Origin of the sequence: Streptomyces sp. NPDC058864 (assembly GCF_042742985.1) — a bacterium.
GTDB lineage: Bacteria > Actinomycetota > Actinomycetes > Streptomycetales > Streptomycetaceae > Actinacidiphila.
The window spans coordinates 1-20,237 of record NZ_JBHYMQ010000041.1 but is presented as its reverse complement, the minus strand read 5'-3'; the positions used below and the strand labels follow the sequence as shown (position 1 = coordinate 20,237).

Sequence of the window (20,237 nt, the reverse complement as noted above, 5' to 3'; positions counted from 1 at the left end):
GCAAGGAACATGGCGCCGGGGGGCGGCTGCCGGGCGGACCGGGGTCCGCCCGGACTCTGCACCAAATCCCCTCGCGGGGATCACGGCCGCTCTACAGCCCCTACCGGCTCGGGGGCGGCCGCCGGTGCCGCCCTGCCCGGCCGTTCGCGTACCAGGGCGAGCACGACCGCGCCCGCCAGCAGCCCGGCGACACCCGCCGCCAGGGCCGCCGCGTCCAGACCCGAGGCGAAGGCGGCGTGCAGCGCGTGGTCCGCCGCCGCGCGACGGCCGGAGGGGACCTGGGCCAGCAGTTCCCGCGCGCCGCCGCCCGCGAGCGCCCGGGCCGTCTCGTGCGGGGCGGGGGCCCCGGCGTCCCGCAGCGAGTGCTCCATCCGCGTGGAGAGCAGGGTGCCGAACACGGCGACGCCCAGGGCGTACCCGAGCTGGCGGAAGGTGTTGACCGCGCCGCCCGCCATGCCCGCCCGCCGCGGCGGCACGGAGGCGAGGGCCGCCCCCGCGATCGCCGGGTTGACCAGCCCGACGCCGAGGCCCGCCACCACCAGGCCGGCGGTCAGCGCGCCCCAGCCGGAACCGGCGTCCAGTACCGCCTGCGCCAGCGCACCGGCGCCGATGAGCACCATCCCGCCGCCGATCACCAGCCGGTACGGAGCGCCGTGCAGGAAACGGCCGCCCACAGCCGAGGCCACGAAGGCCGCCAGCGCCAGGGGTATCAGCACCAGGCCGCCGCGGACCGGGCTCAGTCCGAGCAGTGTCTGCAGCCACAGCGAGGTGTACGGCAGGAAGCCGAAGGCCGTCCCGCTCAGCGCCAGCGCGCCGACCATGATCGCGGTGAAGGAGGGGTTGCGGAACAGCGCGAGGTCCAGCATCGGCTGCTCCGCGCGCCGTTCCACCACGACGAACACCACCAGCGCCGCCACCGCGGCGCCGAACGTCCACGCCGTACGGGCCGAGGCCCAGCCGGCCTCGTCCGCGCGGATCACGGCGAAGGTGAGCAGCCCGGCGAACGCGGTGAAGGACGCCGTGCCCGGCCAGTCGATCCGGGCCCCGCCGTGGCCGCGCGACTCCTTCACCACCCGCAGCGTGAGGGCGATCGCCGCGACGCTCACCGGCAGGTTGACGTAGAAGATCCAGCGCCAGTCCAGCGCCTGCGTCAGCAGCCCGCCCAGCACCGGCCCGAGCGCCGCCGCGGCGCCGCTGACCGCGCCCCACACGCCCAGCGCCACCGACCGGTCGCGGCCCTCGTAGGCCGCGCCGAGCAGGGAGAGCGTCGTGGCGAACATCGCCGTCGCGCCGACCCCTTGCACCGCGCGCATCGCCACCAGCACACCCGCGCCGGGCGCGAGTCCGCAGGCGAGGGAGGCCGCCGCGAACAGGGCCGTGCCCGCGACGTACATCCTGCGCCGCCCGATCACGTCGGCCGCCGAGCCGGCTCCCAGCAGCAGCGCGGCCAGCGCCAGCGCGTAGATGTCGATCATCCACTGGAGATCGGACAGCGACGCGTCCAGGGCGTCCGCGATGTCGGGCAGTGCGACGACGACGATCGTCACGTCGATGAGCAGCATGAAGGTGCCCAGGCAGACCGCCACCAGCGGTCCCCACTTGTGCATGGTCCTTCTCCGTTCCGTTCTTCCGTTCCGTGGTGGGTCCTCCGTACCATCGCGAGAGGACCTGGGTTTCCTCCAGTCATTGGCTGAATGACGATGGAATCCGACACCGAGGAGGAGCAAGCGATGGATTCCCACACGCTCGATGAGTTCGACATGCGGCTGCTGCACGCCCTGCAGCTCGACGGGCGCGCCCCCTTCAGCCGGATCGCCGACGTCCTCGGCGTCTCCGACCAGACCGTGGCCCGCCGCTACCGCCGGCTCCGCGGCGACTTCGGGATGCGCGTGCTCGGGCTGCCGGAGCAGGAACTGCTCGGACGCACCCGCTGGGCGCTGCGGCTGCGCAGCACCCCCGAGGCCGCCGAGTCCCTGGCCAAGGCCCTGGCCAGGCGGGACGACACCGCCTGGATCTCCCTGATGTCCGGCGGCACGGAGGTGATGTGCGTGACCCGCCCGCGCAGCCACGACGAGCACGACGCGCTGCTCCTCGGGCGCCTGCCGCGCACCCCGAGCATCGTCGAGATCGGCGCCCACAGCATCCTGCACACCTTCTACGGCGGCGCCTTGGGCTGGTTCGCCAAACGCGGCGCCCTCAGCGCCGAGGAGATCGGCGCGCTGCGGCCGCCACCGCCCGTGCCGCCGTCCGGCACGGTCGTCCTTGACGCCACCGACGAGGCCCTGCTGGCCGTCCTGGCAAGGGACGGCCGCGCCTCCTACCCCGAACTGCACCGCGCCACCGGCCTGTCGGAGTCGGCGGCCAAGCGGCGGCTGGAGCAACTGCGCGGCTCGGGTGTGCTCTACACCGACGTGCAGCTCGACACGGCGTGGGTCGGCCACGACACCCGCGCCATCTTCTGGATCACGGCCGCCCCCTCCGCCCTCTCCTCCGTCGGGCGGGCACTGGCCGCGCACCCCGAGACCGCCTACGTCGCCGCGACCACCGGATCGTCCAACCTCGTCGCCGTGGTCATCTGCAGCAGCACGCCGCAGCTCTACCGCTACCTCAGCGAGTGCGTCGGTGCCCTGGACGGGGTCCGGCACGTGGAGACCGTGCCGTCGCTGCGCCTGGTCAAGCAGATCACGACCGAAGGGATCCGCTGAGGATCGCCGCCGCGAGGGCGTCCGCGGCCTCCTGCGCCGCCGGCCGCCGCCGTCCGTGCAGCAGCACGAAGTCGACACCGCCGAGCTCCGGCAGTCCCGCGCGCGCCGGGACCCGCACCAGACCGGGCGGGATCAGCCCCTCGGCGTGCGCCATCACCCCGAGTCCCGCGCGGGCGGCGGCGACCAGCCCGCTCAGCGAGCCGCTGGTGCACGCGATGCGCCACGCACGGCCGTTCCGCTCCATGACCTCCAGGGCCCGCGCCCGGGTGATCGCGGGGGCCGGGTAGAGGATCAGCGGCACGGGCCGCTGGGCCTCGGGGCGGTAGCGCTCCCCGGCGATCCACACCAGCCGGTCGCTCCAGACCAGTTGGCCGTGGGTGTCCCCGGTCGCGCGCTTGCCCAGCATCACGTCCAGCCGGCCGGCCGCCAGCTGCCGGTGCAAGGTGGCCGACAGCTCCACCGTCAGTTCCAGGTCGACCTCGGGATGGTCGCGCCGGAAGCCCTCCAGGATCTCGGGCAGCCGGGTCAGGACGAAGTCCTCCGAGGCGCCCAGGCGCAGCCGGCCGCGCAGCCGGGTGCCCGCGAACCAGCCCGCGGCGCGCTCGTTCGCCTCCAGGATCGTCCGGGCGAAGCCCAGCATGGCCTCGCCGTCCTCGGTCAGCTCGACACTGTGCGTGTCGCGCGCGAAGAACCGCCGGCCGGCGGCCTCCTCCAGCTTGCGCACATGCTGGCTCACCGTCGACTGGCGCAGGCCCAGCCGGCGACCGGCCTGCGTGAAGCTCAGCGTCTGGGCCACGGCGACGAAGGTCCGCAGCTGCACCGGATCGAACACACGGCCAGCCTACCGCCCCCATCGCGATACGTGATGACAGTGAGTGCGGTCAAAGTCATTTACGATCGCCCGGTCAGCGGGCACTCTGGAGAGGGCCCCGTCCAGCACCGTTGAGGAACCACCATGCGCCGCCTGCGTTACCCGTCCTGGCTCCCTGTGGACCCGTACATCGCGGCGCTGCTCGGCACCGTGCTCCTCGCGGCGCTGCTGCCCGCCCGGGGTACCGGCGCCCACCTCGCGGGCGGGGCGTCCACCGGAGCGGTGGGGCTGCTCTTCTTCCTCTACGGCGTGCGCCTGTCCACCCGCGAGGCGATGGACGGGCTGCGCCACTGGCGCCTGCACGGCACCGTCCTGGCAGCCACCTTCGTTCTCTTCCCGCTGCTGGGCCTGGCCTCGGGCGGACTCGTGCCGTACCTGCTGACGCCCGAGCTGCACACCGGGCTGCTCTTCCTGTGCCTGGTCCCCTCGACCATCCAGTCCTCGATCGCCTTCACCTCCGTCGCCCGCGGCAACGTGGCCGCCGCCATCTGCGCCGGCTCCTTCTCCAGCCTCGCCGGGCTCGTCCTCACCCCGCTGCTGGCCGCGCTGCTGCTCGGGGGGAGCGGCGCGGGCTTCTCGGCGGACGCGGTGCTCGGCATCGTGCTGCAGCTGCTGGCGCCCTTCGTGGCCGGTCAGCTGCTGCGCCGCTGGGTCGGCGGCTTCGTCACCCGCCACAAGAAGGTGCTCGGCCTGGTCGACCGGGGCTCGATCCTGCTGGTCGTCTACACGGCGTTCAGCGAGGGCGTGGTGCGCGGCATCTGGCACCAGGTCACACCGCTGCGCCTGCTCGGACTGCTGCTCGCCGAGGCGCTTCTGCTGGCCGCGATGCTCGGCCTCACCTCGTACGGCGCGCGCAGGCTCGGCTTCCCCCGCGCGGACCGGGTGACCATCGTCTTCGCCGGGTCGAAGAAGAGCCTGGCGGCCGGACTGCCCATGGCCTCGGTGCTGTTCGGTGCCCAGGCCGGGCTGATGGTGCTGCCGCTGATGCTCTTCCACCAGATGCAGCTGATGGTGTGCGCGGTCCTCGCCAAGCGGTGGGCCCGGCAGGCGGAGTCGGCCGCGCCCGCCGCCGCCCCGGCCGCCGCGCGGCCCCGGGAGGTCGTGGCCGCCCGCAGGTGAGCGCGGGGCCCGGCCGCACGGCGGCGGAGGGCCCGCTCAGCGCAGGGCGTCGACCCCCAGGACCGCCAGTGCCATCGCCAGGAACAGCGTGTACGCGAACAGGGCACGCCCCCGGTCACCGGAGCGCAGTTGGCACGGCAGCACCCAGGCGAAGATCCCGGCCTCCAGCGCTGCGCCCGCGACGCCGACGGGAGGGTGCCGCAGTCCGACGATCACGCCGGCGGCACCCAGCGTGTGCAGCGTGCCGAGCAGGGTGACCACCCACAGGCGCCGTCCCTCCAGGACGCCGAGCCGGGTCAGCTCGTCCAGCCGTTCCAGGCCGGGCCGCGCACGCATCAGCTGGGCGACCGCGGAGGGGACGACTTCCAGCAGGAGGAGGACGGTCGGCGTGACGGCGAGTGCGAACACCCGGACGGTCTGCCGTACGTTCGAAGGCGCTCAGTCCGTGCGGCAGACGACGAACCCCGGGTAGGCGTGGCGTCCCGGCCGGTCGCCGATCTCCTCGACCGCCCGCCGGACCTCGCGGAGCTGGTCCACGCTCATCTCCAGCGGCGGCTCGTCGGGCTGGTGGGTGGTGCGGACCGGGTAGTCCACACCCGGCTCGCGGGTCATCTCGATGTGGCAGCCCAGCACATGGGTGACCGGGCGCTCCGCGGCGAAGGCGACCAGCCGGTCGAGGGTGCGCCGGAAGGCGGCCCAGTCCGCCACGTACAGCCGGCCCGGGTAGACCGTGTCGCCGGTCAGCAGGAAGCCCGTCGCCGGGTCGTAGTAGGTGACGGCCGAGGCGTGGTGGCCGGGCGTGGCGAGGCATTCCAGGACCCGGCCCCCGAGGTCCAGGCGGGCCACGCGGTCGGGGTCCTCGCTGAAGCCGAGGAAGTCCCAGGCGCTGTCGCGGTCCGCCGGCACCACGACGGTGTCCGGCCGGCCGGCGAACTGTGCGTCCCCCGCGACGTGGTCGCCGTGCGCGTGGGTGTGCAGCACCAGCAGTTCGTAGCCCGGCCGCTGGAGGGCGGGCGGCCGCAGCTCGAACAACTCGTCCACGACCTCCCGCAGCGGGAAGAACTCCTCCTCCGGCGTGGCCCCGGTGTCCAGGAGTACCGCGCGGTCGTCCCCGAAGAGAAGGAAGAGGAACGGCGCCTCGTAGTGGACCGCCTTGTTCTGCCGCAGGATGAAGGTGCGTTCGTCGTACTCGAAGACCTGGATGTCCGGATCGGTGTTGTGCTTCGCCGAGGGCGACCCGTGGATCCAGCGCACGTCGAGCGGCTCCGGCGCCGAGGGTGCGGATGCGTTCATGGCGTGTTCTCCCGCGGGCAGTCGTGGCGCCGGCCGGACCGGCCTGCCGGTGTGCCCCGCCGGGCGGCGCGGGCACCGTTTTGTGCGTCCCACCGGTCGGGAGGGACACTGTCCACGTGACCTCGGAGGCAGCGGTGGCGACGTCCATCCACCATATCGGCGTCCCCGGCCGGGGCCGCGGCGCCGGCCGGGGCACCTCGCGGCACGCACCCCGGCGGCAGCCGGGGCACCGCGCGCGTCACCGCGCTTTCGTCAGTGATCCCGACGGCAACGACATCGCGGCCGTCCACAAGGAGGTGGCCCCCTGATGGCTCCGCGCCTCGTGCTCGTCCGGCACGGCCAGACCGAGTGGTCCAAGAGCGGCCAGCACACCGGCAGGACCGACATCCCGCTCACCGACGAGGGCCGGGAGGCCGCCCGCCTGCTGGGCAAGCGGCTGTCCCGCGCGCCCTGGCACGACTTCCCGGGAGCCCGGGTCCGCACCAGCCCCCTCCAGCGCGCCCGCGAGACCTGCGAGCTCGCCGGTTTCGGTGACCGGGCGCAGACCTGGGACGCACTGCGCGAGTGGGACTACGGCGAGTACGAGGGCCGTACGTCCCCGGAGATCAGGGAGGAGCGCCCGGGCTGGGTGATCTGGCGCGACGGTGTCGTTGGCGGCGAGACCTCCTGGCAGGTCGCCAACCGCGCGGACGAGGTGGTGGCCTGGGTCAAGGAGGAGGACAGTGACGCGGTTGTCTTCGCCCACGGCCACTTCCTGCGCACCCTGGCCGCCCGCTGGCTCCGGCTGGACCCGATGCGCGGCATGGTGCTGAGCCTGGCCCCGGCCTCGCTGTCGGTGCTCGGCTGGGAGTACGGCGACCCTGCGATCACCCTCTGGAACGACACCGCCCACCTGCAGTGACGCGCTGACCCGCGGGGGCGTCCGGCCGGATCAGCGCGCCCAGGGCGGGCTGATGCGCGACCCGTCGGCGAGCACCGCCTCCAGGCCGGCACCGGTGGTCACCCAGACGGAGGCGGGGCCGTCGCCCGGGTTCTCCAGGGCCAGGCGCGAGCCGGCGGGCGCCATGGCGACGTCGCCGGGGGCCAGGTCGTGGGTCTCGCCGTCGATGGTCAGGCGCGGACTGCCGGACAGCACCAGGAAGACCTCCTCACGGCTGATCGTGTGCGCGGGACCGGCGGTCCCGGCCGGCACCTCTCCGCGCCACGCGCACAGTTCGGTGCTGCCGGTGGCGGTGCGGGCGTACGAGACGAAGCGGACACCATGCAGCTCGTGGACTGCGGCGTCGGCGGAACGGACGACGGGCATGCGGGCTCCTGTCCCCATATAGGCAAGCAAATTGAGCAAGTTGCTTGCCCATATGGTCAAGTCGCTTGCGCACTGTGTCAAGGTGGCCGGATGAAGGACGAAGAGGCCCTGGCCATGGCCCTGGGCGTCAACCTGCTCGCCGCCGCCGGCGCCCTCACCGCCGCCATCCACGACGGCGTCCTCGCACGAGGCTTCGACGACCTCCGGCCCGCCCACGGCTTCGCCTTCGCCCGGATGTCGGCGGGCGGCGCGACCGTCACCGAACTCGCCGCGCACCTCGGGGTGACCCGCCAGGCGGCTGGGCAGCTCGTCGACGAACTCGAGGCCAAGGGCTACGCGGAACGCCGCCCGCACCCGGACGACGCCCGGGCCCGGCTGGTCGTCCTCACCGAGCGCGGACGTGCCTGCACCCGCGCCGCCGAGCGGGCCGCAGCCGAGGCCGTACGCCCCTGGGCCGCCGAGCTCGGCGAGGACCGGCTGCGCGCCCTCGCCGCGGACCTCGGCCGGCTCGCCCCGGGCGGACCGGTCCGGCCGGCGTGGTAGCCGGCACCCCGGCGACGGACGTCACCGGCGACTTCGAGACCCACTTCACGGTGCCCGCACCGCGGCCCGGCGACGAGGAGCGGATACGCCGCTGGGCGGAGCGCAACGGCCTCAAGTACACCCGCATCGTGCTCGACCGCGGCGCCACCCCCGACCAGCCGATGCTGACCGTGCGCGGCCGCGGCGCCCTGCCCGCGCAGCGCTCCGCCGCCGCGCGGTGGACCGGTCTGCTGCGCGCCGAGGGGATCGGCGTGGCACGCGTGAAGATCGAGGCCGCACCCTGGAACACCGGCGTCCCCCGCACCGCCCGGGAGGCCCGCGCCCTGCCGCCCGGCTGCTACTTCGAGCACCACGTCAAGCTCCTCGTCACCGACCGCGCCCGCCTGGACGAGGTCCGGGCGATCGCCGGACGCCATGCCGCGCACGTCTCCCGCAACGCCCGCCGCGACCACGGCGACCGCGGCCACGAACGCTTCGTCACCCAGCGCTGCCGCGACGTCGGGCGCCCCGAGGCGCGGCAGCGGCTCGACGGGCTCCTCGCGGACCTCGCCGGGGCGGGCTTCACGGTGGTGGAGGTCGAGGAGGAGTTCGTCGTGCACGACGACCGGCCCGCCCTCGACGACGGCTGGATCGACGAGGAGCGGTGAGCGGCGCCGGGCAGCGCGATCCGGCGGCCGTCGCCCGGCGCGCCGTCCTCGACCACCTGCTGGGTCTCGTCGCGCGGTCCCCGCTGGCCGACTGCCTCGTGCTGCGCGGCAGCATGGTGATGCCCGCCTGGGTCGGCGCCGCCGCCCGCGAACCGGGCGACCTCGACTGGATCGTCGCGCCTTCCCTGGTGGTGCCGATCGAGCAGTTCCACCCGTACCCGTACGTCGACGAGCGGGCCACCGTGCAGCAGTGGCCGGAGGCCGCCGACGGCGCCGCCCGCCCCGAGATCTGGACGGACGAGGAGTTCGGCACCGGCGGGCAGCGCGCCCACGTCCCGCCCGAGGGCCTGCACTGGGTCGTCGACCCGGAACCCGAAGACACCGAGGACTTCGACGGCCCGCCCGGCGAACTGCTGGAACTGGTCCGGGCCCACCCCGACGCCGCCCCTGGGGTACGCCTCGACGCGGAGGGTGCCCGGGACGACGGCAGTTGGACCTACGCGGAGTACGACACGCCCGGCGTTCGCCTCGTCGTCCCCTGGTGCGCGGACGGACTGCCCCCGGGCGAAGTGAGCCTGGACTTCGCCCGCGACGAACGGCTCCCCGAGGCGCCCGTCCTGACCGCGGTGCCGCGCGGCGACGGCGGACCCCCCGCCGTGCTGCTCACCGCGAGCCGTGAACTCTCCCTCGCCTGGAAGCTGCTGTGGCTCCAGGCCGACGCCGCCGCCGAGGGCCGCGCCCAGGGCAAGGACCTCTACGACGCGGTCCTTCTCGCCGAGGCCCCCGGCACCGCCCTCTCCGCGCGCCTGCTGCGCCGGGTGACGGCCCGCGAACCCGGCCACCCCGCGTCCGCGTCCCGTCTCGCCGAGGTCGCCCCGCACTGCGTCGACTGGGACGCCTTCCGCGCCGCGCACCCCGGCATCACGGGCACGGCGGCGGAGTGGCTGGCCCGCCTGTCGCGCGCGCTGGGCGAGGTTCTGACGGACGGGCACTGACGCGTGATCCGCGGTCGGGCTCGGGCGGTGGGCGGCGCCCAGGGCCGGGTCACCGGACGGCCCGAGGGGCCCCTCCCGCTTCGCCCGGTGGCGGCACGCGGAGGCGGTTAGCATGCCAGGAGAACGTGATCGCGGTTAAGGAGGCGGGTCCACCATGGCGGACGACGTCACGATCCCGGGTATCGACCCCACGGCCGGGCCGAGCGGCGACGGCTGCGCCGACTGCGGTGCCGGCCAGGGGCCGGGCTGGTGGCTCCACCTGCGCCGCTGCGCGCAGTGCGGGCACATCGGCTGCTGCGACTCCTCGCCCTCCCAGCACGCCACGCGGCACGCGCAGGAGGAGGGCCACCCGTTCATCACCAGCTACGAGCCCGGTGAGGACTGGTACTGGAACGTCGAGACCGAGGAGTACTACGACGGTCCGGCACTGCGGCCGCCGAACTCCCGCCCCGAGGGCCAGCCCTCCCCGGGCCCCGCGGGCAAGGTCCCCGAGGACTGGCAGGCGCAGCTGCACTGACGGCGCGCCCCGGGGCCACGCCCCCAGCGTGTCGTCGCTACGCGGCGCCCTGCGGCAGCCGCACCCGCGCCAGTTGCCGGGACTGCGCCACCAGACGGCCCGCCGAGTCCCAGACCTCGGCGTCCTCCTCCATGTAGCCGTCCGCGAAGTTGCGGGTGGAGTGCTTCAGCCGCAGCCACCCCGGCTCGGGCCTGGCCCGCACGTGCGCGGTCAGTTCCAGCGTCGGCGCCCAGCCCGGTATCCCCAGGTCGAAGCTGACCGGCGGCAGGGTGTCCACGGCGAGCAGCAGCATCAGCGGGTCGGGCTCGCGGCCGTCGGGCATCCGCAGCCAGCCCTGCACCAGGCCGCGGCCCGAGGGGGCGCCGACCGCCCAGCCGACGGTGTCCGGGTCCAGGCGCAGCTCGATGCGCTCCAGCATCGGGGACGACTTCAGGAACTCCGGCGGCGCCGCGTCCGCGCCGACGCACTTTTCCGGCGGTGGCATCCGCGGGGGAGTGGCGGAGGTGCGTATGTCGCCCGCGTGGTCGTGGCCGTCCAGGTCGCCGTAGGTCGCTATCGCCCGCAGCCGCTCCTCGCCGTCCTGCACGAGGGACACCATGCCGGTGGAGACGCTGCGGCCGCGGCGCAGCGTCTCCGTGCGGGCGGTCACCGGGCCGGGGAGCGAGGTCGACAGGTAGTAGGCACTGATCGAGAACGGATCCCGGTGCCCTTGTCCGTCGCCGCCCAGTTCCTCGGCGAGGGCCCGGCCGGCGAGGGCGAGCAGCAGTCCGCCGTTGACGCCCATGCCGATCCGCCAGCCCTCGTGGAGCTCGGCGTCGTAGACCGAGGGCTCGCCCGGTCGCGCCGTGACGGCCGTCTCGCGGTCGAATCCGTACTTCTCGTGCATCGTCAGTGTTCCTTGAGGTCGAACGAGGTGAAGAGCGCGTCGAGCGCTTCGTCGATGGACGCGGCGCCGGTGCCCAGGGCCAGCGAGCCCCACAGCCACAGCTGCGCCACACCGTGCAGGCCGGACCACACGGCGCCGGTGAGCGCCCGGGTGTCCGCCCCGGGCCGCCAGCCCTCGGCCTGCGCGGCGCGCACGAGCACCAGGAGGTGGTCGTCGAAGGCCGACATCCCGGCCCGGCCGAGTTCCCTGTCCCGGGGGTCCAGCAGGTCGTGCCGGAACATCAGGGTGAACATCGCCGGCCGGCCCAGGGCGTAGGCCACGTAGCCGCGGGAACCGGCCCGCAGCCGGGCGGCCGCCGAGGCGCCCTCGGGACACTCCCGCACGGCCGCGCCGGCGCGCGCGTTGAGTTCCCGGAAGCCTACGGTGGCCACGGCGGACAGCAGCGCCGCCCGGTGCGGGAAGTGCTTCAGCGGCGCCCCGTGGGACACCTCGGCGCGCCGTGCGATGGCCCGCAGGGTCAGCCCCTCGACCCCCTCGTCGTCCAGGACGGCGAGGGCGGCGTCGAGCAGGCGCGCGCGGGGAGCGGTGGTCATGGTGGACAGTGTCCACAACCGAGGTGGACAGTGTCTACCTCGGTTACGGCGGGACCGGCCGGCGCAGGGGGCGCAACCTCGCCGGCCGGTCCCGCACGCGTGTACGCGTGCTGGGACGGGTCAGACCCGCCCGGCCGCAGGCGCGGGCAGGGCGATCCGCTCTTCGCCCGCGTACACGTTCATGGAGGTGCCCCGCAGGAAACCGACGAGGGTGAGTCCGGACTCGGCGGCGAGGTCGACGGCGAGCGAGGACGGTGCCGAGACGGCGGCGAGCACCGGGATGCCGGCCATCACGGCCTTCTGGGCGAGTTCGAAGGAGGCCCGCCCGGAGACCATCAGGATCTTCCCGGCGAGCGGCAGCAGGTCCTGCTGGAGGGCGCGGCCCACGATCTTGTCCACGGCGTTGTGGCGGCCGACGTCCTCGCGCAGGTCGAGCAGTTCGCCCTCGGCGGTGAAGAGCGCGGCCGCGTGCAGACCGCCGGTCCGGTCGAAGACCCGCTGCGCGGCGCGCAGCCGGTCGGGGAGCGCGGACAGCAGTGCGGGCTCGAGCCGCAGCGGCGAGGGGTCGCTGACGGGCCAGCGCGCCGTGGTGCGCACGGCGTCGAGGCTGGCCTTGCCGCACAGGCCGCAGGAGGACGTCGTGTAGACGTTGCGCTCCAGCGTGATGTCCGGGACGGGGACGCCGGGGGCCAGGCGTACGTCGACGACGTTGTAGGTGTTGGACCCGTCGACGGTCGCGCCCGCGCAGTACACGATGTTCGCCAGCTCGTGCGCGCCGCCGAGCACGCCCTCGCTGACCAGGAAGCCCGCCGCGAGCGCGAAGTCGTCGCCGGGGGTGCGCATCGTGATCGCGAGCGGCTTGCCGTTCAGCCGGATCTCCAGTGGTTCCTCGGCGACCAGGGTGTCCGCCCGGTGGTCGACCGCTCCGTCCCTGATCCTCAGTACCCGACGCCGTTCGGTGACCCGTCCCATGTCGATCAGTCCCGGTTCTGTACGTGCTGGAAGCCGCATCGGCCCTTGTTACAGAGGTTGCCACGGGTGACCGCGCCGTAGTCCGGCGAGGCCACCTCGACGAGTCCGTCGGCCCGGGCTTCGTCCCCGGACGAATACTGTGTACAGTATTCGTCTCCTTGGGGTCAAGGGGTCGTAAAAGCGGTCCCGGCCGGCGCCCGGTCGCGGAGGGTCCGGCGGTAGTCCGGCCTGATCCGGCGCGCGGAACCCCGGGCGTTCACGCCTGGGCAAGGGCAGGAACTCGACCGGGGCCTGCCGCCGTCCTGCCGCGGCTCGTCGGCGTCGCGGGGCGGGAGCACGGTCGCGGGCCCTTGCGCCGGGGTGAGGACGATCTCCGCCGTCCGCCCGTGCCGCGCGGTGGCACGGAGCGCCTCGATAGCGGGCGGGATGCGCCGCCGCTCCGCACCCTCGTCCGGCAGCACCTCTCCTGCCCGCGGCCGGGCGGTCATGCCGCCTCCTCGCAGGACCAACTCCGTTGTGCCCGCGACGGATGCCTCGCTCGTCACGGCATCACGGCATCGCGGCAGGGGAGCTGGCGGGAGCCGCGGAATAGGATCGGCGCCGGACGGACGAGGGGCGGGCGAGGAGGTGTGCGGTGGCCGGGAAGCCGTTCTCGGTGGGCCGGGGGGCGTGGTGGCGGATCGGCGTCCCGTCGGCCGCGGCGGTCCTGCTGGTCGCACAACTGGCCTGGGGACACGGCCGGCGGGAAGAGGCGGTTGCGGTGCCCCGGCCGGGGGAGTGCGGCAAGGGCGCGGCACGGCAGGTCGGCGAGCCCGGTGTGTCACGGGACATGGTCATCGGGAGCTACGGCGCGGACAACCTTCCCCGGATGAAGGGAGAGCCGACCTTCAAGGTGCGCCTCACCGTCTCCCCCGGACCGGACCGGCACGCGCTGACGCTGCGGACCCCGCTGACGGGCGCGGTCACGGTCCAGGTGCACGCCGGCCGCGGCGGCGGCCTCCTCGCCGGTGCCCGCGGCCTCACCGCCCGGATCGACGAGGGGATGTACGACGCCGGCCAGGCCCCGCCCGCGACCGGCACCGTCCGCGTGACGGAGGACGACTTCCTCCGCCTCGTCGTCGAACTCCCGGACGCCGCCATCTGTCCGGGGGTGACCATGGGCGACCTCGTCTCCCGGGACCCCGGGAGCAACGACGCCGCCGACCTGACCGTGGTCACCGTCGTTCTCGTCGACCGGGCCTCCGGTCTGCGCATGGAGGCGCAGAGCGGAGTGGTTTGACGCACTGCGCCCGGGCTGGGTACAAACGTGCGACTCCACCGTCCCGTTCGCCGCATGGGGGGCCTCGCGCTCGTGAGCACCACGGACACCGACCAGGGCACCGAGCCGCCGGTCACCACCTGCTACCGGCATCCCAAGCGCGAGACGTACGTGCGCTGCACCCGCTGCGACCGCTCCATATGCCCGGACTGCATGCGCGAGGCGGCGGTCGGCCACCACTGCCCGGACTGCGTGAAGGAGGGCGGCAGGAGCATCCGCGAGGCGCGCACCGTCTTCGGCGGCCGGGTGGCGACCTCGGGCGTGCCCGTGGTGACGCAGGTCCTGATCGCCCTCAACATCGCCGCCTACCTCGGCGAACTGGTCCTCTCCGACCTCGTCGCGCGCTTCGGCGCCCTGGGGCAGGGGCTGCTGGGCCCCGACGGCGTGACGTACGTCTACGACGGCGGGGTGCCCTTCGGCTTCGAGGCCGTCGGCATCGCCCACGGCGAGTGGTACCGGCTCATCACCTCGGCCTTCCTCCACCAGCCGCCGGACCAGGGCACCTTCGGGATCCTGCACATCCTGTTCAACATGTACGCGCTGTGGACCCTCGGCCCGGCCGTCGAGGCCCAGTTGGGGCGGATCCGCTTCGCCTCGCTCTACCTGCTCTCCGCCCTCGGCGGCTCCGTACTGGTCTACCTGATCGCCCCGCACGAAGGCGCCGTCGGCGCCTCCGGCGCGATCTTCGGCCTGGGCGCCGCCTACTTCGTCCTCGGCAAGCGCCTGCGCAACGACCCGATCGGCGGGCGGCAGCTCCTGATCGGCCTGCTGGTCTGGATGGTCGTCTCCGCCGCCGTCACCTCCTGGCAGGGCCACCTCGGCGGCCTGCTCACCGGCGGCGCGCTCGGCCTCGTCCTGGCCCACGCGCCCCGCAGGCACCGCGGCGTGTGGCAGACGGCGGGGATGGTCGCGATGCTGCTGGTGCTGGTCACCCTGGTCGTCCTGAAGACCTCCCAGCTCGCCGGCGCCGCGTAGCGGGAGCGTCGCGGCGCCGGAAGTGTGAAGAGCGTCACGATCGGGCCCGGTGACCGCGCCGGGGTCCTGCGCGCGTAGACTGTAGACGAAAGCCAATCATCCCCGGGAAAGGTTGGGGCGTCGATGCTGTCCAGCGGGCTGTCGCAGGGATCCGTACCCAAGCTCCAGCGTCCGGGACCCCTGCGCGAACAGGTGTACGAGGCGCTGCTCGAGCTGATCATCACCCGCTCGCTCACCCCCGGCCAGCACCTGGTGGAGACCGAACTCGCCGGCCACCTCGGGGTGTCCCGCCAGCCCGTGCGCGAGGCCCTGCAGCGGCTCAACACCGAGGGGTGGGTGGACCTGCGCCCTGCCCAGGGGGCCTTCGTCCACGAGCCCACCGACGAGGAGGCCGACCAACTCCTGGTCGTCCGCGCCCTGCTGGAGACGGAGGCGGCCCGCCTCGCCGCGGCCAACGCCACCTCCAAGGGCCTGGAGCGGCTCGAGGAGCTGTGCGAGGCGGGCGAGGCGGCCGTCACCGCCGACGACGTCGACGCGGTCGTCGCGGCCAACGCCGCCCTCCACGCCTGCGTTATGGAGCTGGCCGGGAACGCGGTGCTCGCCGAACTCGCCCGGCAGGTCGAGCGGCGCGTGCGCTGGTACTACACCCCGGTCGCCCGGCAGCGCGGCATGCAGTCCTGGGTCGAGCACCGCGAGCTGATCGCGGCCATCGCCGGACGCGACGGCGAGCGGGCCCAGCAGGTCATGCGCGTGCACACCGAGCACACCAGGACCTCGTACCACCAGCGGTCGCACGAGGACTGACCGCGCCCCCGGTCCGCCCTGCCGGGCCCCGGCGGCTCAGAACAGCGGCTTGCCGTCGAACCGGCCGAGATCCTCCCGGTACAGCTCCACGTTGACCCCGTTGGGATCGCGGATGTAGAGGCTGTCCTCCACGCCCCGGTCCGGCCCGAGGTACTCCGTCCCGGTCTCGTCCAGCCGGCGCTTGGCCTCGGCGAACTGCTCGGCGGTCACCGACAGGGCCAGGTGCTGCAGCCCGCCGATCGTCTCGTGGTGCTCGGGGTGCTCGTGGCCGGGGAAGTCGAAGAACCCCAGCAGGTTGCCGTGGCCGATGTCGAAGAAGAAGTGGCTGGAGCCCGCGTAGTCCCGGTTCTCCACCAGCTCCACCAGCGGGAAGCCCAGGAACTCCTGGTAGAAGCGGATGGTCTCCTCGACGTCCCGGCAGATGAACGCGACGTGGTGCACCCCCGCCGCCCTCGTCGCCGGTCGCGCTGCGGGCTCGTGCAGGTACCTCCCGCGCAGTTCCTCCCGCCGGGCCCGTACGGCCTCCAGCTGCTCGCCCTTGGGCTCACCCATGATTGATCCCGCCTCCTCGTACCCGCGCTTAATGCGGTGCGCCGGAAGATATACCCGATTAGCCTCCGGGCATGGTGTCCATCGACCGGCTCGCGGCATTCGCCCTGGTATCGCTGGTGCTCGTGGTGATCCCGGGCCCCAGCGTCCTCTTCGTCATCGGCCGCGCGCTCGCCCACGGGCGTCGCGTCGCGCTGACCTCCGTCGCCGGCAACACGCTCGGCTCGTACGTCCTGGTGGTCGCCGTCGCCCTCGGCGTCGGCCCGGTCGTGGAGCGCTCGGCGCTGCTGTTCGCGGCCCTCAAGCTGGCCGGTGCCGCGTACCTGGTGTACCTGGGCGTCAAGGCGCTGCGGCACCGCAGGGACCTCACCATGGCGTCAGGGGGCGCGGGGGCGGCGCGCGGCGCGCTGCGCACGCTCGGCGAGGGCTTCGTGGTCGGCGTCTCGAACCCCAAGACGATGGTGTTCTACGCGGCGGTGCTGCCGCAGTTCGTCGACCGCCCGGCCGGACACGTCACCGTGCAGATGCTGCTGCTCGGTCTGGTCTTCAACGCGATCGCCCTCGTTTCGGACAGCACCATGGGCCTCGTGGCCGCGGCGGCCCGTTCGTGGTTCGCCCGCTCCCCGCGCCGCCTTTCGCTGGTCGGCGGTGCGGGCGGCCTCGCCATGATCGGCCTCGGCGTGACCGTAGCCGCGACGGGACGTGCCGACTGATCCGCGTCCCCCTGGTTAGGCTGGGCGGATGGACGACGGACACGCGGACGACACGGCCGCCCTGGAGCGGCTGCGCCACCTGCGCGGCAGCATCGACAACCTGGACGCGGCCCTGGTGCACCTCCTCGCGGAGCGCTTCAAGGCCACGCAGCAGGTGGGCGAGCTGAAGGCGGCGCACAACATGCCGCCCGCCGATCCGGGGCGCGAGGCGGAACAGATCGAGCGGCTGCGCCTGATGGCCGAGGAAGCGCACCTCGACCCGGCCTTCGCGGAGAAGTTCCTGAAATTCATCGTCGAAGAGGTGATCCGCCACCACAAGGCGATCGCCGCCGACCGCTCGGGCTGAACGCCGCGTGGGCCCCAGCCGTGGCGTTCCACGGCTGGGGCCCACGTCATTCCGGCGCGTTCCCCTAGAACACGGGGGTGGTCCGGGGACGCCGCGGCGGGCGGGAGGGACACCCGGTCGTCGGGCACGAGGTGCCGTGCCGGAGCCCCGGGTGCTCTCCGGCGGTCACGTCAGATCGCCTCCCTGCTGATGGGCTGGGGGTTGGGCTCGATGTCCTTCTTCCTCGGACGCCCCGGGGGGGTGAGGAAGAGCGCGACGAAGCCGGCGAATAGCGAGATCGAACCCGCGAGGGTGAACGCCCCGCTGTGGCCCCAGTGGCTGACGACGAAGGCACCCATGCCGGAGCCGAGCAGACCCGAGACCAGCTTGGAGCTGTAGACCAGGCCGTAGTTGGACGCGTTGTTGTTCTCGCCGAAGTAGTCGGCCGTCATCGCCGCGAACATCGGGAAGATCGCGCCGCCGCCGAACCCGGAGATGGACGAGAAGATCAGGAACAGCGGAAGGTTCTTGATCTCCGCGGACCACAGGATGCCGTACTGCGCGAGGCCGAGGACGAGGCAGACGAAGATCAGGCACTGCTTGCGGCCGTAACGGTCGGACAGCCAGCCGATGACGCCGCGGCCCGTGCCGTTGACGATCGCCTTCAGGGACATGGCCGTGGCCACGATCCCGCCGGCGAAGCCCGCCTCCTCACCGATGTCGACCTGGAAGGCGATGCCGAAGATGTTCACGCCCGAGGTGCACAGCAGGCAGAACCACATCAGCGCCACCCGGCCGGTCCGCCACGCCTCGGCGGGGGTGTACTGCCGTACGGCGGGCGGGTTCTTCTCCATGGCGCGCCGTGCCCGCGGGTCGTCCGGCACCTTCAGCGGGTCGACGTCGGCGGGCCACCAGTTCTTCGGCGGGTCCTTGAAGAAGTAGCCGGCCACCGCGACGGTCGCCGCGAGGAAGACGCCGACCGAGACCAGCACCCAGCGGAAGTTGGTCAGGTTCATGTAGCCGGTGAAGAGGAAGACGAACGGCACCGAGCCGTAGGCGAAACCGCCGTTGACGAAGCCGGTCTTGCCTCCCTTCCGCTCCGGGTACCACTTGCCGACCATGTTGACGCAGGTCGCGTAGACCATGCCGGCGCCCATGCCGCTGAACATGCCGAAGCCGATGTACGCGACGACGACGTGCGGTGCGTACGCCAGCGACAGGTAGCCCAGGAAGGTACCCAGGGCGCCGCACATCATGGCGTAGCGCGCCGGCAGCTTCCCGGACTCGCGGAGCTTGCCCGCCGGGAAGGCCACCGCGGCCTGGAAGAAGACCCAGACCCCGAGCATCCAGAAGATGTGCAGGCTGCTCCACGAGTGTGCGGTGTGGAGCGTGTCCTCGGCGGACGCGAACGCGTACTCCGCCGAGCTGATGCCCATCATGCCTACCCACGGCAGGATGACCATCCACTTGCGCTTCCGGCCCATGATGTCCATGTCGGTCTCGCCGACGCGGAACACCCGGCCGTTGTGGTCGGTCACCTCTCGGTAGGTGACGGGTGCTTGGGACGTCGATGTCGTTGACGCCATTGTCATGATTCCCCTGCCTCGAAAGAGTCTGGCCAGCGCCCCCTGGACCTGGGGCCGGCACGGGTCGGTCTCCGTGGAGACCGACCCGTGCCGGCCCCCGTGCTCTTTTCGTGCTGCGCGGCGGGCCCGGTCCGCGTGGTTCACGCGGCCCGGCCCCGTCACGGGTGGTGCGTCGGTCAGGGCAGCCCCGCTGCCCCGGCCCACCGGTGGTCGGTGCCCCGCACCGCCACCGGTTGCTCTGTGATGTGCGACCGTACGACCTCGCGCCCCTTGGTGTCCGCCATCGCTCAGATCACCCCTTCGGTCCGCAACCCGGCCAACTCGTCTTCGTGGATGCCGAGTTCGGTGGTGTAGATGTCGTGGTTGTGTTCGCCGAGGAGGGGTGAGCGGTGGATGGTGGTGGGTGAGTCGGAGAGTTTGAGGGGGTTGCCGACGGTGGTGTAGGTGCCGCGTTCGGGGTGGGGGATCTCGACGACGATTTCGTTGGCCTTGAGGCTGTCGTCCTCGATGATCTCTTTGGTGGAGAGGATGGGCCCGCATGGGATGTTGTGGGTGTTGAGTTCTTCGAGGACCTGCCATTTGGGCAGGGTGGTGGTCCATTCCTCGATGAGCTGGAACATCTTGGCGAGTTTGGGGAGCCGGGCTTCCGGGGTGGCCCATTCGGGGTCGTCGGCGAGTTCGGGGTGGCCGATGAGTTCGGCGAGGGGTTGCCAGCCGACGGGTTGGACGATGACGTAGACGTAGTCGTTGGGGCCGCCGGGTGCGCATTTGACGGCCCAGCCGGGTTGTCCGCCGCCGGAGGCGTTGCCGGAGCGGGGGACTTCGTCGGTGAAGTCCTCGTTGGGGTATTCGGCGAGTGGGCCGTGGGTCAGGCGTTGCTGGTCGCGGAGTTTGACGCGGCACAGGTTGAGGACGGCGTGCTGCATGGCGACCTGGACGCGTTGTCCGCGTCCGGTGTGGGTGCGCTGGTAGAGGGCGGCCAGGATGCCGGCGACGGCGTGGACGCCGGTGCCGGAGTCGCCGATCTGTGCGCCGGTGGCCATCGGGGGGCCGCCCTCGAAGCCGGTGGTGGCCATGGATCCGCCCATCGCCTGCGCGACGACCTCGTAAGCCTTGAAGGCGGTGTAGGGGCCGTCGCCGAATCCCTTGATCGAGGCGTACACGATCCGCGGGTTGATCTCCTGGATCCGCTCCCAGGTGAAGCCCATCCGGTCGATCGCGCCGGGGCCGAAGTTCTCGACCATCACGTCGCTGCGGGCGATCAGTTCGGTCAGGATCTCCCGCCCGCGCGGGGTCTTGGTGTTCAGCGTGATGCTCCGCTTGTTCGCGTTGAGCATCGTGAAGTACAGACTGTCCACCCCCGGCAGGTCCCTCAGCTGACGCCGGGTGATGTCACCCGTGGGCGCCTCCAGCTTCACCACGTCCGCACCCAGCCACGCCAGCAACTGCGTCGCCGACGGACCCGACTGGACATGCGTCATGTCCAGAACACGAACACCCTCCAAAGCCTTCGTCACAAC

The 20,237-nt window shown here is 72.9% G+C and carries 24 protein-coding genes and 1 pseudogene; 13 read left to right on the top strand and 12 right to left on the bottom strand.

Going from position 1 to position 20,237, the window contains the following annotated elements; all coding sequences use genetic code 11:
• Nucleotides 1-80 precede the first annotated feature (80 nt).
• Nucleotides 81-1,607, bottom strand: a complete 1,527-nt coding sequence (locus ACFW3D_RS26725) for an MFS transporter (RefSeq protein WP_500507897.1) — start codon at nucleotides 1,605-1,607, stop codon at nucleotides 81-83.
• A 123-nt stretch (nucleotides 1,608-1,730) separates the two neighbouring features.
• Here ACFW3D_RS26725 and ACFW3D_RS26720 point away from each other — a divergent pair, with 123 nt between their 5' ends.
• Entirely contained in the window at nucleotides 1,731-2,705 is a 975-nt protein-coding gene (locus ACFW3D_RS26720; protein ID WP_500507895.1) for an Lrp/AsnC family transcriptional regulator, read from the top strand.
• Here ACFW3D_RS26720 and ACFW3D_RS26715 read toward each other — a convergent pair.
• The gene (locus ACFW3D_RS26715; protein WP_500507893.1) at nucleotides 2,683-3,537 is read right to left on the bottom strand and encodes a LysR substrate-binding domain-containing protein; all 855 of its coding nucleotides are present in this window, start codon (nucleotides 3,535-3,537) and stop codon (nucleotides 2,683-2,685) included. The genes ACFW3D_RS26720 and ACFW3D_RS26715 overlap by 23 nt on opposite strands.
• 123 nt (nucleotides 3,538-3,660) lie before the next feature.
• On the opposite strand from ACFW3D_RS26715, the gene ACFW3D_RS26710 reads away from it, so the two are divergent.
• Nucleotides 3,661-4,695 carry a bile acid:sodium symporter family protein gene (locus tag ACFW3D_RS26710; protein ID WP_500507891.1) on the top strand — a complete coding sequence of 345 codons (1,035 nt, stop codon included), beginning with the start codon at nucleotides 3,661-3,663 and terminating at the stop codon, nucleotides 4,693-4,695.
• A 36-nt stretch (nucleotides 4,696-4,731) separates the two neighbouring features.
• Here the strand turns inward: ACFW3D_RS26710 and ACFW3D_RS26705 are convergent, their stop codons facing one another.
• Nucleotides 4,732-5,103 carry a DoxX family protein gene (locus ACFW3D_RS26705; RefSeq protein WP_500507889.1) on the bottom strand — a complete coding sequence of 124 codons (372 nt, stop codon included), beginning with the start codon at nucleotides 5,101-5,103 and terminating at the stop codon, nucleotides 4,732-4,734.
• A 30-nt stretch (nucleotides 5,104-5,133) separates the two neighbouring features.
• Nucleotides 5,134-5,988: an MBL fold metallo-hydrolase gene (locus ACFW3D_RS26700; RefSeq protein WP_500507887.1), complete on the bottom strand. Its 855-nt coding sequence runs from the start codon at nucleotides 5,986-5,988 to the stop codon at nucleotides 5,134-5,136.
• A 116-nt stretch (nucleotides 5,989-6,104) separates the two neighbouring features.
• Here ACFW3D_RS26700 and ACFW3D_RS26695 point away from each other — a divergent pair, with 116 nt between their 5' ends.
• Together ACFW3D_RS26695 and ACFW3D_RS26690 are read left to right on the top strand one after the other, a co-directional pair.
• A complete protein-coding gene (locus ACFW3D_RS26695; RefSeq protein WP_500507885.1) occupies nucleotides 6,105-6,296 on the top strand; it encodes a hypothetical protein in 192 nt (63 codons plus the stop codon).
• The gene (locus ACFW3D_RS26690) at nucleotides 6,296-6,889 is read left to right on the top strand and encodes a histidine phosphatase family protein (RefSeq protein ID WP_500507883.1); all 594 of its coding nucleotides are present in this window, start codon (nucleotides 6,296-6,298) and stop codon (nucleotides 6,887-6,889) included. Before ACFW3D_RS26695 ends, ACFW3D_RS26690 begins: the two co-directional genes overlap by 1 nt.
• 30 nt (nucleotides 6,890-6,919) lie before the next feature.
• Here the strand turns inward: ACFW3D_RS26690 and ACFW3D_RS26685 are convergent, their stop codons facing one another.
• Nucleotides 6,920-7,294 carry a cupin domain-containing protein gene (locus tag ACFW3D_RS26685; protein ID WP_500507881.1) on the bottom strand — a complete coding sequence of 125 codons (375 nt, stop codon included), beginning with the start codon at nucleotides 7,292-7,294 and terminating at the stop codon, nucleotides 6,920-6,922.
• A gap of 90 nt (nucleotides 7,295-7,384) precedes the next feature.
• Here ACFW3D_RS26685 and ACFW3D_RS26680 point away from each other — a divergent pair, with 90 nt between their 5' ends.
• From ACFW3D_RS26680 to ACFW3D_RS26665, 4 genes are all read left to right on the top strand, one after another.
• Nucleotides 7,385-7,837 carry a MarR family winged helix-turn-helix transcriptional regulator gene (locus ACFW3D_RS26680; RefSeq protein WP_500507879.1) on the top strand — a complete coding sequence of 151 codons (453 nt, stop codon included), beginning with the start codon at nucleotides 7,385-7,387 and terminating at the stop codon, nucleotides 7,835-7,837.
• Nucleotides 7,831-8,484, top strand: coding sequence for a hypothetical protein (locus ACFW3D_RS26675; protein WP_500507877.1), 654 nt, complete (start codon nucleotides 7,831-7,833; stop codon nucleotides 8,482-8,484). Before ACFW3D_RS26680 ends, ACFW3D_RS26675 begins: the two co-directional genes overlap by 7 nt.
• Nucleotides 8,481-9,479, top strand: coding sequence for a nucleotidyl transferase AbiEii/AbiGii toxin family protein (locus ACFW3D_RS26670; protein WP_500507875.1), 999 nt, complete (start codon nucleotides 8,481-8,483; stop codon nucleotides 9,477-9,479). Before ACFW3D_RS26675 ends, ACFW3D_RS26670 begins: the two co-directional genes overlap by 4 nt.
• Nucleotides 9,480-9,633: 154 nt before the next feature.
• Nucleotides 9,634-9,996, top strand: coding sequence for a UBP-type zinc finger domain-containing protein (locus tag ACFW3D_RS26665; protein WP_500507873.1), 363 nt, complete (start codon nucleotides 9,634-9,636; stop codon nucleotides 9,994-9,996).
• A gap of 37 nt (nucleotides 9,997-10,033) precedes the next feature.
• Here ACFW3D_RS26665 and ACFW3D_RS26660 read toward each other — a convergent pair whose 3' ends face one another.
• The 4 genes and pseudogenes from ACFW3D_RS26660 to ACFW3D_RS26645 all read right to left on the bottom strand — a co-directional run.
• Nucleotides 10,034-10,882, bottom strand: coding sequence for a thioesterase family protein (locus ACFW3D_RS26660; RefSeq protein ID WP_500507871.1), 849 nt, complete (start codon nucleotides 10,880-10,882; stop codon nucleotides 10,034-10,036).
• 2 nt (nucleotides 10,883-10,884) lie between these two features.
• Nucleotides 10,885-11,475, bottom strand: a complete 591-nt coding sequence (locus ACFW3D_RS26655; RefSeq protein WP_089229165.1) for a TetR/AcrR family transcriptional regulator — start codon at nucleotides 11,473-11,475, stop codon at nucleotides 10,885-10,887.
• A 120-nt stretch (nucleotides 11,476-11,595) separates the two neighbouring features.
• The gene (gene fdhD, locus ACFW3D_RS26650) at nucleotides 11,596-12,447 is read right to left on the bottom strand and encodes a formate dehydrogenase accessory sulfurtransferase FdhD (RefSeq protein WP_500507984.1); all 852 of its coding nucleotides are present in this window, start codon (nucleotides 12,445-12,447) and stop codon (nucleotides 11,596-11,598) included.
• Nucleotides 12,448-12,452: 5 nt separating this feature from the next.
• Nucleotides 12,453-12,551: pseudogene (locus ACFW3D_RS26645) on the bottom strand (2Fe-2S iron-sulfur cluster-binding protein); the annotation flags it as partial.
• 530 nt (nucleotides 12,552-13,081) lie between these two features.
• Here ACFW3D_RS26645 and ACFW3D_RS26640 point away from each other — a divergent pair.
• The 3 genes from ACFW3D_RS26640 to ACFW3D_RS26630 all read left to right on the top strand — a co-directional run bounded on the left by ACFW3D_RS26640 (nucleotide 13,082) and on the right by ACFW3D_RS26630 (nucleotide 15,544).
• The gene (locus ACFW3D_RS26640; protein ID WP_500507869.1) at nucleotides 13,082-13,726 is read left to right on the top strand and encodes a hypothetical protein; all 645 of its coding nucleotides are present in this window, start codon (nucleotides 13,082-13,084) and stop codon (nucleotides 13,724-13,726) included.
• Between the two features lie 54 nt (nucleotides 13,727-13,780).
• Nucleotides 13,781-14,740: a rhomboid family intramembrane serine protease gene (locus ACFW3D_RS26635; RefSeq protein WP_500507866.1), complete on the top strand. Its 960-nt coding sequence runs from the start codon at nucleotides 13,781-13,783 to the stop codon at nucleotides 14,738-14,740.
• Nucleotides 14,741-14,863: 123 nt separating this feature from the next.
• Entirely contained in the window at nucleotides 14,864-15,544 is a 681-nt protein-coding gene (locus ACFW3D_RS26630) for a GntR family transcriptional regulator (protein ID WP_500507864.1), read from the top strand.
• A 36-nt stretch (nucleotides 15,545-15,580) separates the two neighbouring features.
• On the opposite strand, the gene ACFW3D_RS26625 is transcribed toward ACFW3D_RS26630, so the two are convergent.
• The gene (locus ACFW3D_RS26625) at nucleotides 15,581-16,096 is read right to left on the bottom strand and encodes a VOC family protein (protein ID WP_500507862.1); all 516 of its coding nucleotides are present in this window, start codon (nucleotides 16,094-16,096) and stop codon (nucleotides 15,581-15,583) included.
• Between the two features lie 71 nt (nucleotides 16,097-16,167).
• Here ACFW3D_RS26625 and ACFW3D_RS26620 point away from each other — a divergent pair, with 71 nt between their 5' ends.
• Nucleotides 16,168-16,806, top strand: coding sequence for a LysE family translocator (locus ACFW3D_RS26620; RefSeq protein WP_500507860.1), 639 nt, complete (start codon nucleotides 16,168-16,170; stop codon nucleotides 16,804-16,806).
• Nucleotides 16,807-16,834: 28 nt separating this feature from the next.
• Complete coding sequence (locus tag ACFW3D_RS26615) at nucleotides 16,835-17,152, top strand: chorismate mutase (RefSeq protein ID WP_500507858.1); 318 nt, start codon at nucleotides 16,835-16,837, stop codon at nucleotides 17,150-17,152.
• 170 nt (nucleotides 17,153-17,322) lie between these two features.
• Here the strand turns inward: ACFW3D_RS26615 and ACFW3D_RS26610 are convergent, their stop codons facing one another.
• Together ACFW3D_RS26610 and frc are read right to left on the bottom strand one after the other, a co-directional pair.
• Nucleotides 17,323-18,717, bottom strand: coding sequence for an OFA family MFS transporter (locus ACFW3D_RS26610; protein ID WP_500507856.1), 1,395 nt, complete (start codon nucleotides 18,715-18,717; stop codon nucleotides 17,323-17,325).
• Nucleotides 18,718-19,004: 287 nt separating this feature from the next.
• The coding region (gene frc, locus ACFW3D_RS26605) for a formyl-CoA transferase (RefSeq protein ID WP_500507854.1) at nucleotides 19,005-20,237 on the bottom strand (1,233 nt) is incomplete at its 5' end.